At 35.5% G+C, this 15,017-nt stretch carries 8 protein-coding genes; all 8 read right to left on the bottom strand.

All coding sequences use genetic code 11. The features are described 5' to 3' along the window. Positions 1-12 precede the first annotated feature (12 nt). The 8 genes from Q0486_RS14865 to Q0486_RS14830 all read right to left on the bottom strand — a co-directional run bounded on the left by Q0486_RS14865 (position 13) and on the right by Q0486_RS14830 (position 14,606). Positions 13-1,560 carry a DUF4990 domain-containing protein gene (locus tag Q0486_RS14865; RefSeq protein ID WP_299235068.1) on the bottom strand — a complete coding sequence of 516 codons (1,548 nt, stop codon included), beginning with the start codon at positions 1,558-1,560 and terminating at the stop codon, positions 13-15. 485 nt (positions 1,561-2,045) lie between these two features. Further along, complete coding sequence (locus Q0486_RS14860; RefSeq protein ID WP_299235066.1) at positions 2,046-3,914, bottom strand: FAD-dependent oxidoreductase; 1,869 nt, start codon at positions 3,912-3,914, stop codon at positions 2,046-2,048. 74 nt (positions 3,915-3,988) lie between these two features. Then, complete coding sequence (locus Q0486_RS14855) at positions 3,989-5,740, bottom strand: hypothetical protein (RefSeq protein ID WP_299235065.1); 1,752 nt, start codon at positions 5,738-5,740, stop codon at positions 3,989-3,991. 9 nt (positions 5,741-5,749) lie between these two features. Then, positions 5,750-7,429: a glycoside hydrolase 43 family protein gene (locus tag Q0486_RS14850; RefSeq protein ID WP_299235062.1), complete on the bottom strand. Its 1,680-nt coding sequence runs from the start codon at positions 7,427-7,429 to the stop codon at positions 5,750-5,752. Positions 7,430-7,459: 30 nt separating this feature from the next. Further along, positions 7,460-8,479 carry a M20/M25/M40 family metallo-hydrolase gene (locus tag Q0486_RS14845; RefSeq protein ID WP_299235059.1) on the bottom strand — a complete coding sequence of 340 codons (1,020 nt, stop codon included), beginning with the start codon at positions 8,477-8,479 and terminating at the stop codon, positions 7,460-7,462. Positions 8,480-8,534: 55 nt separating this feature from the next. Beyond that, the gene (locus Q0486_RS14840; protein ID WP_299235056.1) at positions 8,535-10,940 is read right to left on the bottom strand and encodes a glycoside hydrolase family 3 N-terminal domain-containing protein; all 2,406 of its coding nucleotides are present in this window, start codon (positions 10,938-10,940) and stop codon (positions 8,535-8,537) included. Between the two features lie 11 nt (positions 10,941-10,951). After that, on the bottom strand, positions 10,952-12,208 hold the full coding sequence (locus tag Q0486_RS14835; RefSeq protein ID WP_299235149.1) for an alpha-L-fucosidase: 1,257 nt from the start codon (positions 12,206-12,208) through the stop codon (positions 10,952-10,954). Positions 12,209-12,293: 85 nt separating this feature from the next. After that, a complete protein-coding gene (locus Q0486_RS14830; protein ID WP_299235053.1) occupies positions 12,294-14,606 on the bottom strand; it encodes a family 20 glycosylhydrolase in 2,313 nt (770 codons plus the stop codon). Between the last annotated feature and the right edge of the window lie 411 nt (positions 14,607-15,017).

Genomic DNA, 15,017 nt, shown 5'->3' with positions numbered 1-15,017 from the left:
CTTACACGTTTATTATTTATTAATAAGAAGAGTTGCAGCTGCTCCATTTTCACTTGTTGCTTTCAAGTTTAATTTTCCACTCATTGAAGTCAAATCAACAACTCCATTTTCTATACTTACTTCTTTTTCATTAACGTAAAATTTATTAAAAGAGTTAGAATTATCGCCAACAATACGAGCCACTCCATTTTCCAGTACAATTGCTGGTTCTTTTATCCAACTATAATCAACAGCCTCATCATTTACAAAACATCCCATTCCAGAGAAACGAAAATTTGCATTATTTGTCAATCGTAAAAAATTTATATCAGGAAGACTTCCGTCAGATTTACGAGGTCCCATTAGTTCTTGTTCATTCAAGCTCACAAAATCAGACTCTAACAAATTCAAGTCATTTGGTGCAAATGAATTGTTTTTTATTTCAGAAAGATTATTATCTATATTAATTAAATGCTGTGGGGAATCCCCAGAATTACGAGGACTTAATGATAAATTATTTTTAATAATATGTCCATATCCAGGTACATCTACAGCCTCACTTGACGATTTTCTATTCAACATATTATAATTACTTGGATTTTTATAAGCTGTATTGTTTTCAAAAATCAATCCTCCAAGATGATGATTAGCATAGAATCCTTGCTGACGATTATAATATGCTAAACAATAACGTACTGTATGTTGCGGTATCGGATTTGGTACCTTTTTTAAATCTCCCATACCATATCCACCAGATTTAAAACCAGCTCCATTTCCACCAGAAGATTCTATGGAATGAGGTTTATATCCATTACGAAATGCCCAACAATTCTCTATAATATATGAAGCATAACAATTAATCAAATCAAAACCATCATCTCCATTGTTCCAAGCACGACAACCTCTAAATATATTTCCAGTACTAGTTTCCTTATTTGCATGTCCCCCAAATCCATCTACATTCCCTGAATCACCTTCAGAATATCCATCATAATTATCATGAGCATCACAATTCAAAACTAAATTATTCATACCTTTCACCAAATAAAAACCTATAGCCATACCATCATGTACATCTATATTTTCCAATATATTATTATTTCCTCCTTCAATACGAAAAGCTTCAGACTGAGTATGGCCTTTAATTGCTACCTGAGTACCTATAACTTCAAAATTTTTGAATCTCCAATAACTACCAGAAATATAAAATACGGCAACACGGCGATCTGTAAGTTTGATTTGCTCCATATTAAGTACCGGCCGTTCCCCTTCATAACCAATAACACAAATAGGACTTGATGAACTTCCCTTCTGTTTAATATCAAACACCTTAGCATAATTCTTATTTCCAGTCCTGTCCATAATCCAATCTTCAGTAACATTATATTCACCTCCACGCAGATATATATTATCACCAGGTTGAACTAATTTAAGAGCTTTAGACAAAGTTGCAAAAGGTTTTTCAATACTACCTACATTCATATCATCTCCATCTGTTGCCACATAATAATCTGTAGCATAAACAGACAATCCACATACACACATCAATCCGGCGCATAATTTCCTTACAAATGATTCCATAATATAAAATTTAATTATACAATATAAGATTATAATCTGACGTCTTAAAACACTTTATTCCTAAAAACTACACCAATGCTGGCAATATTCTTCAAACAAATCAACGAAGAAATAACCAACATATCTATTTAAAGTAATTAAACAAAGATTTACTTTTTCTGTCTTCTATAATCTAATTATTAAGTTAAACAAAGATTATATAGAAAGGCTCTTCTATAAAAGAGTAATGCGAAAGTAACAGATAAATAAAACAATATAAATGGAAAATAGTACATATAAATGTATTTTTATATAATATACCGATATCCAACATACGATATAAACATATATTTATTTTACATTTATCATAAAAAATATAAGCTAGGGTACGTTAGGTCACAACAATTAATCAACCAAAACACGTACACCCTAGCTTAAAACAAAAACAAGAAATCCTCTAAATATATTAAAATGTAAAAAACTTACAAATAGGATATTTTTTTCTATTATTCTACTACAACTGGATATTTTTTCAGTGATGCGCCGGTATTATATTTCTGATTATTAGGTAATTCTTTATTACCTACACCCTCCTTCATAAGCTCTCTTAATTCTTTAAGATAATCCAGATAGATTGCTCTAGGCTTAACATTATACTTTTTACATAAAGAAGCAGCCATACCTACAACCTCACCCATCATACCAGCTGTTCGCATAACTCTGACTGTTCCAAGAGCTACATGTGTTACGCTTATATTTCGACCAGCCATAAAAAGGTTATCTACATTTCTTGAATATAAGCATCTATATGGAATAGGATAAGGATAAATCTTAATATGCTTTGCTATAGACTTAAATTCACCATTTGGAAAATATTCAGTATTCTTAGGATCAGGATAGTGTAAATCAATAGTCCAACTTGTACAGGCAGTTGCATCTTCATGAACTATATATCTCCTGAAATCAGATTCCTTCAGAATATAATCTCCCATAAGACGTCTTGATTCTCTTTTTCCAGAAATATAAGCTACCCAGCCCAGAGTACGATTCTTATAGTCATTTTTCTTAGTATACTTATTTTTCAGGAAGCTCCAATTTGAATATACTACCATCAAACCATAATCTCTTATACGTTCAAAATCATATATTTGATTAAAATTCATTCCTGTTTCCCATGTCCATTCTCCCATTGTTACCTTTTCAGAACTTTCTTCATTAAAATTCAAGCCATATTCAAAAACCGGGAATTTTGCCGGAGCATCTGTTTTAATTGAATACCATTGTACAGAAGCTCCCATAGTAAGACTATCAGACACTTCAGGCGCTGTTGTTTCTCCAAAATCAGACTTTGATTCTCTTCCCATCCTATAATTTGCACCGGCAAGATAACCTATAGTACCATCACCGGTACAATCAACAAATAACGGAGCTGAAAAAAACAGCTCGTCACCTGTCTCAATATGTTTTGCAGTCACAGACTTAATGCTATTCCCATATTTTTCAACTTTTATAGCACGGAAATTCATAAAAAGTTTCACATTCTTTTCCTTAAGTATCCACTCCATTTTCTTTTCATCTTCATAAAACTCTGCCGGCTGTGCATTACCTTTTCTTGTTGGACCAAATTCTTTCTGAAGATTTCCCAGATTTTCGTATGGACCTACACATATCTGACCTCCTAAATGTACACGTATTTCAGAACTGTTATTTCCACCTAACACAGGACGATCATTTATCAAAGCTACTTTACAACCTAAACGTGCCGCAGAAACAGCAGCACTCATCCCTGCTATACCGGCACCTATCACAACCAAATCATACTCACCAGCGGAAGTAGATGAACGAGATTTATTTAATAAGCGTTCACGCATATCATACAAATCTGTTAAAGAAGTCGGTAATTCCGGATTCATATTCTGTGTAAAATAAATAGCATCACAACGACCATTGAATCCAGTCAGATCCTTTAACTGTAACTTTACAGGAAGATTGGATTTTACAGAAACTGTTCCCGCATACTGCCAAATCCATTTATCTCCTTCGGTTCCTAATTGATTGGACAGTTTTCTATTTCCAACAATCAATGTAAATTTTCCAGGACCTTTACCATTATACCATGGAGATGTCCAATTATATGTACGGACATAAACTTTATATTTTCCTGACTCCGGAAAAACCACTTCAGTTTCGGCATCAGCTACAGGTACACCCATTCCATGAGCCATCAAATAAGAAGATCCCATCAGATCCATAAATTGCTGATCAACAACCCAACCTCCTTTATTTGTAAAACTCTCTGCCTCAACAAGTAATTCAGAAGCGCTCAAAATTATAGTATATAAACTAAACAAATAGAACAATAAAATTTTCTTCATAAATTTTTAAATAGTAAATAGTATTATATAATAGTCCCAATTACAGAAAAAGTATTTTTGAACAGTTCAACCTTTCATTTGGTAGAAATTATTTTTCTCATTTTGTCTGCCAACTCCCCTATACTACCTTTTTTATCATTTCTGAATGCCATATCAGTATAGATAGTCGCGCAACATTCATTATTATCTTTTAATGACTTCCACTCTTTCCATAATGAATCATACTTCAGAAGTTCTTTCTTGATATATTCTTTATCAGCACTTTTACCTCTCTGTATTTCTTCATATTCTATCATCAGCTTCCACATGGATTCTATCAGCTGATACTTGATTCTCCCATAAACAGATGAAACCTTAATAAATTCCTCCAAATCATCATTATCACACTCTACCTGTTTTGACAATGCTTCTATAGCTGTCCAAATAGCACTTGCCTCTTCTTTTTCGGCTATTACTTTTTCTTTTACATTTTTCGAAATAATCTCATCTATTACACCTTTATTTCCTGACCAACTGAAAAACTCATCACGTGTCCACCACATATTGTTCTTGGTATAACTGTTGGCATGTCCTTTTCTTACTCCCTCAATACTTAACATAGCCAATTGCCTTAAACAATAGGCAGAGTACCCCCTTATTCCATTTTTTTCCGCATACTCAAAAAATAATTGTTCCTCAGTTTTATTTGGATTCTTTGCCCAGTTTGAAACTACATAAGTGTTAAGTGCAGACCAAAACTCATTATTTATATATGGTCCCTGCCATCCTCCACCGTTAGACCAAGTGACTACCCCTGATATTAGCCCTGTTTTTATTACATCTTTTAATCCTCTTGGTTTATTAATATCATTCTTTTTTCCTGTAAATCTATGTGATCCGAATTCAATTTCAAAAACGGTTTCCGGCCATCCTTCTATTACTCCTTTTGCAGTATAATATGGATGTGCAGCCTTTCCATATGCTTCCATTCTGGATTGTGATTCAACCAGTTGCTGATGTTTACCTATACCTAAACTTGGATTGAAAGGGGTCATTCTGTGATAATCATCCTGTTGGTATTTAATAGAAAAAATTAAATTTTCATGTGGCTCAATCTGATTGGTAACAGCAAGATAGAATTCCGGACTATTATGAAAGTTATATCCAAAATCCCAAGTTCTGTAAAATAATTTTTTGTTCCATTTTTCGCAAACCTGTTCTCTCAGAATATTTATAAGCAGAATATGATCCTCAATCTTTCCTTCCTTATTATTTATAGGACTATTACCAATATGAAATGGAGTATCATGTAGATATGTTTCTCCAAATCGTAAAGTAATACCATCTAAATCAGGAAATGTTCTGAATATTTCATCTATCTGAAATCTTAACAGTTCCTGTGTGCGTTTTTTTCTTATATCAGGTTTTCTATGCTTATCATTAGAGTCTTCATTTGATATCTCATTCCCGTAAACTTTCCATACAGACTCAGGAAAAACTAGGAAGTCAGTAAAAGGATAAGTTGCAATATTCGCTTTCTCAAAATCTTCCAACTTCTTTTTAATTTTCTCTGAATGATTTAATATCCAATTATACTCTTCTGTACCTTTACGTGTAAGTTTCCTATTGAATTTATCATACATTATGGCACAATTTATATGCCAGTGTGGAACTGAACCATTAAACCCCTCCTGTTTTAGGAAAAAAGGGTCTGTATATGGTGTATCGTAAGGTTTCTCTCCCGGATTATTATGAACCATATCAAGTATAAATTTACTTGTGGTTTGGGCTATTGTAAATCCGAAACAGAAACTTAAAATAGCAATTATTATAAGTTGTTTTTTCATAAATAATAGTTATTTTTTTATTTCATCATAAGTCATATAGTCAATATCTATATATCCTTTTTCCTGCTTATTATTATACGTGAAAATTCCAATTCTACTTCCTCTGTAATTTCCCCACTTCAATAAATATTCTTCATTACATAAATTATATTTTTTGCCGTTTGTACTCCAATAAAAAACAGCTATACCGGAAAAATCTATTTCAGTTTTTAACCATATAGTTCGTTGTTTGGAAGATATATTACCAAGATTAACAGTTAATTCATCGTTTTTTCCATTTTTACTTTTATAAACTATACTTAAATTACTACCATTTTTAGATACAGATATGCAAGCATAATCCTTCCCCCCATTAAAATGAGACAATCCTGCTACCTGACCATCAGTCATACCTTTGATATCAATGCGTGTAACAGCTTCGCCTTTTCCCCATCTAATATAACGTTGAGATACAACATTTCCTGTAGAAAAGAAATCACCCTTTCTTAATTGTCCGAAAGCATATAATCTTAAATAACCTTTACGTTCATTTAATGACCACTTTCCTTCTTTTGGTTGATGATTGAATTCCCACTGATGTCCTAATATTTGTGAATCAAAATAATCTGACGTCTGGATTTTCCCTTTATAAACTTTACTGACAGGCCTATTAAGCTCCCAAACCATTTCACCTACTCCATCATTATCAGTATCCTTTCCGATATGCGGCCATCCATCTCTCCACTCAACCGGTAAAACGCTCAATACTCGACCATCAAAATCGCCTGTTCCATGATGAGTGACAAAATACCATTTTCCATCCTCAGTATCTATTATAGTACCTTGATTAGGCTCTTTATCAATATTCTTTCCCTGAGAATGCATCAACAGTTGTTCTTCGTATGGACCATAAATACTTTTTGACCTTCGCATAACAGGAACTCTGACCTTATTTCCATGAATTTCACGAACTTCACTGAAATATATATAATACATTCCATTCCACTTGTATAATTTATTAGCCTCAGCAGTCCTATAGGGCTTTACTACATACCCACCGATAATATCAATATTCTTTGTGACATCACAATTACTATCTATTACACCGTCAAGCAACTGAGTCCCATCAGGACTCATTTTATAAATATGCGGAAACCAGTACTTACCGAAATTACTTGCTATGATATATGCTTGTCCATCATCATCCCATAGAGGGCAGACATCATCCCATCCACGACCACGCAACTCTCTTCCATTACTATCTTTCATTGCTTTTACTTCCCATTTTCCCCTTATATCTGTAGTAGTGGCAACAAACCAACCTCCACGTGGAGTAGCAAAATGACAATAAAACTTTCCATTATGTAAACGTAGTGAGCCTGCCCATACACCATTATAGTATCCTTTCATCTCGGACCAGTCAAGTTCAGGATTAAGGAATGATATATCATCAACCACATGATTTATTATTTCCCAATTAACCAAGTCTTTTGAATGTATAACAATCATTCCTGGTGAAAAACAAAACGTAGAAGCAATTGCATAATAGTCTTCGCCTACTCTGATTACATCCGGATCACTATAATCCGAAGGAATCACAGGATTCCTAAACAAGCCATTACCTAAATCACCAAATACAGACGTCTGCTGACCAGACAAATTTAAACAATGTGCAATGGTCAAAATAAAAGCAATAAAACAGATTTTCATAATAATAATTGTTTATAAGACAATCAAATACTAATAATCAATTTCATTAGCCAGATTCCATACATTAAGAAAAGATGCTTTTGTTATATCTACCACCTTTTCCCAATTCAGACGTTCAGAATGATCCGAAGGCTGGTGATAGTCAGGATGTCCATCTGTATGATACCATATTATAGGAATTTCATGTACAGCGAAAGACGCATTATCACTACCTCCAACAGGACGGTCCCATGGACGATAATCAGGTTCAAGACGAAGTCCATATCGGACAATATCATCTTTAAGCCACTGACCGAAAGACGGATGAGAAGCTGTATAAAAATAAACTACATGATTAGGACGATCAGGTTTACTGTTACGTCCAATCATATCAAAATTCAAATACCCCTTTATTTTGCCTATAAAATTACAATTCTGTACAAAATAACGTGAACCCAGCAATCCTTTTTCTTCTCCATCCCAGAAAGCAATTATGACATTACGCATTGGTTTCTTTCCGCTAGCCTTAAAAGCACGCGCTATCTGCAATACAGCTGATACCCCGGAAGCATTGTCATCGGCACCATTATAGATAGGATCATTAGCAAGAGTCTCATCAACACCTAAATGATCAAAATGTGCACCAACAATAACATATTCGTCAGTTCTTTCGCCTGGAATTATACCAAGTACATTAGCCATTTGTAGTGAACGGTATGTTCCGTTCTTGAAATGCGAGATAGAATCAGGATGTACCCACCAACGAGCCCCTTTCTGTTGTCTTTCCTTGGCACAGGCTTCAAAAGGTTGAAAATAACTGTTACCATAAAGAGGATTAATACCAGCTTCCTTGAGATTAGCCGCAAGATAGCGTGCCGCAATACGTGAACCATTGAATCCGGCTTCGCGGCCTTGTAATTCATCATCTGCAAGGAAAACAACTATAGCTTCGGCAGAAATACGGTTAATACTGTTCAGACCTTTTTCAATAGCAGTCTGTGCACAGATATAGGACGTTTCATTATTAAAAACGCCCCACATCATGATAATCAAAATAATTATTCTTTTCATAATTAAAGACTAATAAAATAAAGTACTACAACTTTCAAAAAAATAATAAAAACAATTATTGCAATGCCTTTACTATCTTTCTCAACTTTATATCCTTACTTGAAGCACCTATCATAAACTCAAATTCCCCAGGTTCTACAGTCCAATGCATATTACGGTCCAACAACTGTAAATCCTCAGGAGTAAGCTCAAATGTTATCTGTTTTGTTTCTCCTGGATTTAAAGATACACGCTCAAAACCACGTAAAACAGAATCGTAAGCTATTACACTGCTATATTTGTCGCGAACATATAGCTGAACAATCTCATCACCTTGACGCTTTCCTGTATTGGTAATATTGAAAGTTATTATATAATTTCCCTGAGTGCGCTGCTCAAGAGGAGTAACCTTCATATCGGAATATTCAAAACTTGTGTAACTAAGTCCGTGACCAAAAGGATAAAGTTCACCCAATACACGTGTTGAACCAGAACCATTAGGACCTGATTGTGGCTGAGAACCATGTGAACCTGGCTTGAACGGGAAATTAAGTTCTATCTGACCGACAGATTTTGGGAAAGTAACTGTAAGTTTCCCACCCGGATTATAATCTCCAAACAGAGCCTCGGCTATTACCGTTCCTCCCTGACAACTTGGAAACCATGTTTCAAGAATTGAAGGTATATACTTATCTGCCCAGTTGATAGTCAGCGGCTGTCCGTTTATCAACACCAATATAACAGGTTTTCCTGTAGCATATAATGCTTCAAGCAATTCCTGCTGACGTCCAGGAAAATCCAGTGAAGTACGTGAGCGACTTTCACCCGTTCTATACTCATCTTCTCCCAATACAGCTATAATGACATCAGAATCCTCTGCCTTATCAACAGCAGTACGAATATCTGATTTTTCTTTATCAGAAAGAGACTCTGGCAAAATCTCTGTAGAAGGCCATCCTTTATTAATTACATCACATCCTTTAGCATAATCAACTTCCACACTACCTTGAAGATATTTGCGCAAACCTTTCAGTACCGTTACTTTATCCAGTCTGTTAGGGCCGTAACGGCTTTCCATAAAATTACTTTCATCAGCTAACGGACCAGTTACAAGTATCTTTTTTATTTTGTTTTTGTCAAGAGGTAAAAGATTCCCTTCATTTTTCAACAAAACCAAAGACTGCTGCTGTATCTGCTTGACGAAATCAATATTACGATCCACACCACCCACCTTATCGGATTCCTTTACTTTCTCTATGTATGGATGATCAAAAAGTCCAAGACGGAATTTCACACTCAACACTTCAGCAACTCGTTTATCTATTGTAGCCATAGAAATTTTCTTTTCTTCCAAAAGACGGCGGATAGGCATAATAAAATCAGAAGGTGGAGTAAAATGAGTTCTGACGTTCAATCCGGCTTCAAGAACCTGACGTACTGCATCATCGTATGTTTCTGCCACACGATGTTTTGTATGAACATACTCCACAGCCTCACTGTCACTCACCACATATCCGTCGAAACCATACTCCTCCCTAAGAAGTTCGGTAAGAAAATAATAGCTGGCTGTAACAGGTACTCCGTCCCAATCGTTGTAACTACTCATCACTCCCATAGGATGCGCTTCACGGATTACTTTCTTGAAAGGATACAAATAAATCTGATGCATTTCTCTTGGAGCAACGTGTGGATCCGTTCTGCAATTACCGTCCCTACCACCTTTAGGTACACTATAAACAGCAAAATGTTTCAATGTAGATGCAACACCCTGCGACTGTATTCCATCCACCATCTGTGTTCCCATAGTTGCTATCAGATAAGGATCTTCGCCATAACATTCCAAAGTGCGTCCCCATCTGGGATCACGAACCACATCAAGAATAGGAGCATATATATTAGTATATCCCAAAGCTTTAGCTTCCTGTCCCACTATCTCTCCTGCTCTATATACAAGTTCTTTATTCCATGTACTTCCTATAGCTATTGGAGCAGGCAATGGAGTAGCCTTGGTATGATTAAGTCCGTGAATACCTTCATTGCTGAAATCAACTGGGATTCCAAGCCTGGTCTCCTCTATAAACCATTTCTGGATTTTATTGATAGCCTCGGCATGATTGCTGAACGGATAAAGCATCTGCTCTACACGTTTAGATTTTCCTCCAACACCATTCAGCATTTCGTCGATATTGGCTATGCCATCCTTCCAAATTTCATTTTTCCAGTTTTCTGTCGGCAGAGAATCCTTCAGTACCCGCCCGTATCCATAGAGTGTAGCCAACTGACAAGTCTTCTCATTAATATTCATCTGTTGCAATAGGTTTTCAACTCTCTTTTCAACAGGCTGTGAAGAATCTTCATAAATATCCTTCACCCCATTCTTGTTGAAATCTATCCAACCTTTGTGATATATATTTTTGTTTTGTGCTTCGGCAGGAATAGCCAACAGCAATCCTCCTAATAATAGATTTACGAGTTTGTTCATTGCTGTCATAATTATTTCAACTTCAATTCAACAATACAGTCAATTTCAGACTCCAGATTCTCTGTATGCAAAACTATTCCTCCTTTAATCTTTTCATAAGAAACCTTGGTACCTGTATTCAGATTTACTGCACTCAATACTTTATCTTTCAAAGGCAAGGTAACAAATTGAGGCATATTGTCTGTAAGTATATGTACATATAGTGTATTACCTTTTCTGGTTGTCGTACCCCAATCGGCTGTCATAACATCACCTCTTGTTGTGCCATAAACAGTTTCACCATATTTGGAAAGCCATTCACCCATTCCTTTCAAACGTTCCAAGGCTACAGCAGGAATCTCACCGTTAGGCTGAGGACCTACATTCATCAAAAGGTTTGCTCCCTTACCTGATGCCTTGACAAGAAGCCTTATAAGCTCGGATACCGATTTGTAATTCTGATCCTGAATCTTATATCCCCACATACCGTTCATGGTTTCACAAGTTTCAAGAGGAAGCTGCCCTATCTCAGATTCAGAAGAAAGACCAGCCTTGTTTTCACCAGGCAGATCGCGTTCAAACATCTGGAAATCCTCACCCTCTATCGGTTTCTTATGATGATTGTTTCCAATCATACAAGCAGGCTGAAGCTTATGAATCAATGAATACTGTTCGTCAAGACGCCAGTTAAAATCATCCGGCTGATCCCACACTCCATCGAACCATATTGCACCTATAGGTCCGTAATTGGTCAGAAGTTCTGTCAACTGGTTGTTCATAAAATTAAAATAATCATTCCAGTTTCCATGTTTTGTACGACCTGTATTTCTTCCTGTTCGTCCGTATGGGTAATAATCTTCACGTGTCCAGTCGAGATGTGAATAATAAAGATGAAGTTTTATCCCTTGCTTCTTACATTCTTCTGCCAGTTCTTTCACTACATCACGTTTGAAAGGGGTGGCATCTACAATATTATAATCTGAATATTTTGTATCAAACATTGAGAATCCGTCATGATGTCTGGTAGTAAAACATATATACTTGGCCCCCGCTTCCTTTATGGCAGAAACCCATTTCTTTGCATCAAAACGTATAGGATAGAAACCGGAAGCCGCCTTGGCATATTCATGACAGTCTATACCTGCATTAGTCATATACCATTCACCCTGACCAAACATACTGTAAATTCCCCAATGGATGAACACTCCAAATTTACTGTCGCTGAATTCTTTACGGGCCTGTAAATTACTCTCGGAAGGTACATAACCGCTTTGTGAAAAAACAGGCATTGACAAAGCTATACTATTTAAAGCTATAAAAGCTAAAGTTTTGAGATTTAATGATTTCATAATTATATTATTCATTCTATTAAACTTAATTTTTGCCGAACAATATATCAGCCGGAATAACATTTCCTTTACTATCCTTCACTTCCATTTTAAGCATACCACCGTTGCTGTCGAAGTATCTTACTTCAACAGGATGATATCCCTTTGCCAAAGCCTTCTGGCCTACAACTTCACGAGGGCCATGAGGACCATCGTTATCAATTACCATATCTCCATCTATAACTAGTGTACTTCCATCGTCGGAAGTAAGAGAGAAAGTATATATTCCATCTTCAGGAATATTGACAAAGCAATTTATCACGAGACCTATATTTCCCTTTACACCTTCAGGAATAGATACTTCTGACACCTTATATGTTCCGTTTTTCTTTGCTTTGTCTATATCGGCACACTTATTTCCCTTAAAGTCATACCATACAGCCTCTATTCCTTCTACTGACGGTTTCTCTGACGATGCAGGTGAAAACTCACCTTTAATGAATTTAGTTGTAAAAATATCACAAGGTTTTCCACTGGCACGGAAAGTACGGAAAGTAAACTTTGTAGTCTCAGATATTTTCAAATTACCATCATATTTAGCAGAACTCAATGTAGGAATACTTCCATCTGTGGTGTAACGTATTTCAGCTGTAGGATCCATACAGGAAATCTTCACATCACACTCTCCAATAAACACGTTGGTCTTGTAGAATCCTTCTATATCAGGAATTCTATAATTAACATTCATCACATTCAATCTCTCAAACTGATTTGAAAGCCTTTTCTTAAATCCTTCCCAATTTTTCTGTTGAGGATTACTCCAACCAAGCTCGGCAATAGCCTGCATACGAGGAGCAGCCATATACTGCATACGTTCTCTTGAAGGAATCCACTCGCACCAAATATTTCCCTGCACACCAAGCATCTGTTTCATCAGTTCCGGATTCTCTGTAAATTCCTTTGAGGGGTCATAATTATATATATTAGGAAGTGACTTTATATCCTGCGCATAATCAAGATAGAACTGAGAGTTAGGTGTAAAAATAATATTATTTCCCTGTGATGTTGTTTTCATAGGAGCATTCTTGGCCCACGAGCGCCACCACATAACTGTAGCAGTTTTTGAAAGTCCTCCTTCAAGAATCTCATCCCAACCTATCATTTCTTTTCCATGTGAATTGAAGAAAGCTTCCATCTCATGAATAAACCATGACTGAAGTTCTTCTTCAGATTTAAGTTTTTTATCACGTATCCGTTTCTGACAATCAGGACATTTCTTCCAGTTTGTCTTCTCTACCTCATCACCACCTATATGGATATATTTATAAGGAAATAAAGGAATTATTTCACTGTATACATTTTTACAGAACTCCATAGCCGATTCCTTTCCAGGACATACTGGAGATGAGAAGGTTGTTCCCCAACCTGTTGTCTTGAAACATGAAACACCATCATAATTACTTACTGCAGCAAGCATGTGTCCTGGCATATCAATTTCAGGAATAATATCAATACCTCTTACCTGAGCATATGACACTATTTCCCTGATATCATTCTGAGTATAGAATCCTCCATAAAGAGTATCCCCTTCAACCACTCTGATTTTTTCTTCAGGAATAAGAAAATCAGTATTATCTTGCTCTTTGGCCATACTCATACAACTCTTGTCATGTGAATTGTACTTTCTCCATGCACCTTTTTCAGTAAGCAAAGGGTATTTTTTTATTTCTACTCTCCATCCCTGATCATCTGTCAGATGCCAATGAAATTTATTCATCTTATAAAGAGCCATAAGATCCAGAAGTTCTTTTACTTCTTCTTTATCATAAAAATGTCTTGAGACATCAAGCATCAAACCTCGCCAACTGAATCGTGGATTATCATTTATCTCTACCGACGGAATAACCCAGTCTATTCCTTTAACTACACTCTTGCTTTCTATTGCCGAAGGTAACAACTGTCTTAATGTTTCTATACCATATATTACCCCGGCATACGAATTACCGGAAATGGATACGTTCTTACTTGTTGACACCAAAGAATATCCCTCCAAATCTACTTCAGAACCTGATAAAGAGAGGTTAATGTCACCTTTTCCTTCAACGATTGAAAAATCATAGCCTGTAGACTTACTTAATAATCCAACCATATACTCTGCCGCAGGAATAAGACTTTTGTCTGTTACTCCTATGGTACACTTTTCAGGAAGAGTAAATATAGAATTAGTTTCAACTATACTGTTTGGAAGAGGAATAATAGAAATGTCATTTACCTTAACAGATGTTGTATCACATGCATTTAAAAACAATGCTCCTACAAGACTAACCAAACCTAACAAACTTTTGTAACTCTTTCTCATAGATATTAAATTTTTAATGATATTTTCTCTGAACACAAAACTATGCTATTTCTACATAATATACAACATAATACGAAATTTATTATCAATAATAAATGAACTGTCATTCGAACTTAAACGAACTGTCGTTTTAATTAAAATGAACTGTCATTTTTTTAAAACATATCAACAAGGAAAATCCGATTAATATACGACGAAACGTATAGACATAAAAAAAGGAGTACCGCTGTACTCCAACCTTTGTTAACCTTAAAATCTAATACTATGAAAAACACAGTACAAAGGTACGGACTTTCTGGTAATCTGCAAGTATTTCAGCCAAAAATCCATGCTTTATAACATAGTTTAATAAATAAAGAAAATGCTCCATGTTTGTTAACAACATGGAGCATTTATGTTAATTGTTAAAAT

The sequence above is a fragment of the uncultured Bacteroides sp. genome (genome assembly GCF_937912035.1).
Lineage (GTDB): Bacteria > Bacteroidota > Bacteroidia > Bacteroidales > Bacteroidaceae > Phocaeicola.
The sequence above is the reverse complement of the archived record's forward strand: the minus strand, read 5'-3'. Positions and strand labels throughout refer to the sequence as shown.

Bases quoted from the DNA above. Each gene is read 5' to 3' on its own strand.
- Q0486_RS14865 (WP_299235068.1), bottom strand. From the start codon at position 1,560: ATGGAATCATTTGTAAGGAAATTATGCGCCGGATTGATGTGTGTATGT.
- Q0486_RS14860 (WP_299235066.1), bottom strand. From the start codon at position 3,914: ATGAAGAAAATTTTATTGTTCTATTTGTTTAGTTTATATACTATAATT.
- Q0486_RS14855 (WP_299235065.1), bottom strand. From the start codon at position 5,740: ATGAAAAAACAACTTATAATAATTGCTATTTTAAGTTTCTGTTTCGGA.
- Q0486_RS14850 (WP_299235062.1), bottom strand. From the start codon at position 7,429: ATGAAAATCTGTTTTATTGCTTTTATTTTGACCATTGCACATTGTTTA.
- Q0486_RS14845 (WP_299235059.1), bottom strand. From the start codon at position 8,479: ATGAAAAGAATAATTATTTTGATTATCATGATGTGGGGCGTTTTTAAT.
- Q0486_RS14840 (WP_299235056.1), bottom strand. From the start codon at position 10,940: ATGAACAAACTCGTAAATCTATTATTAGGAGGATTGCTGTTGGCTATT.
- Q0486_RS14835 (WP_299235149.1), bottom strand. From the start codon at position 12,208: ATGCCTGTTTTTTCACAAAGCGGTTATGTACCTTCCGAGAGTAATTTA.
- Q0486_RS14830 (WP_299235053.1), bottom strand. From the start codon at position 14,606: ATGAGAAAGAGTTACAAAAGTTTGTTAGGTTTGGTTAGTCTTGTAGGA.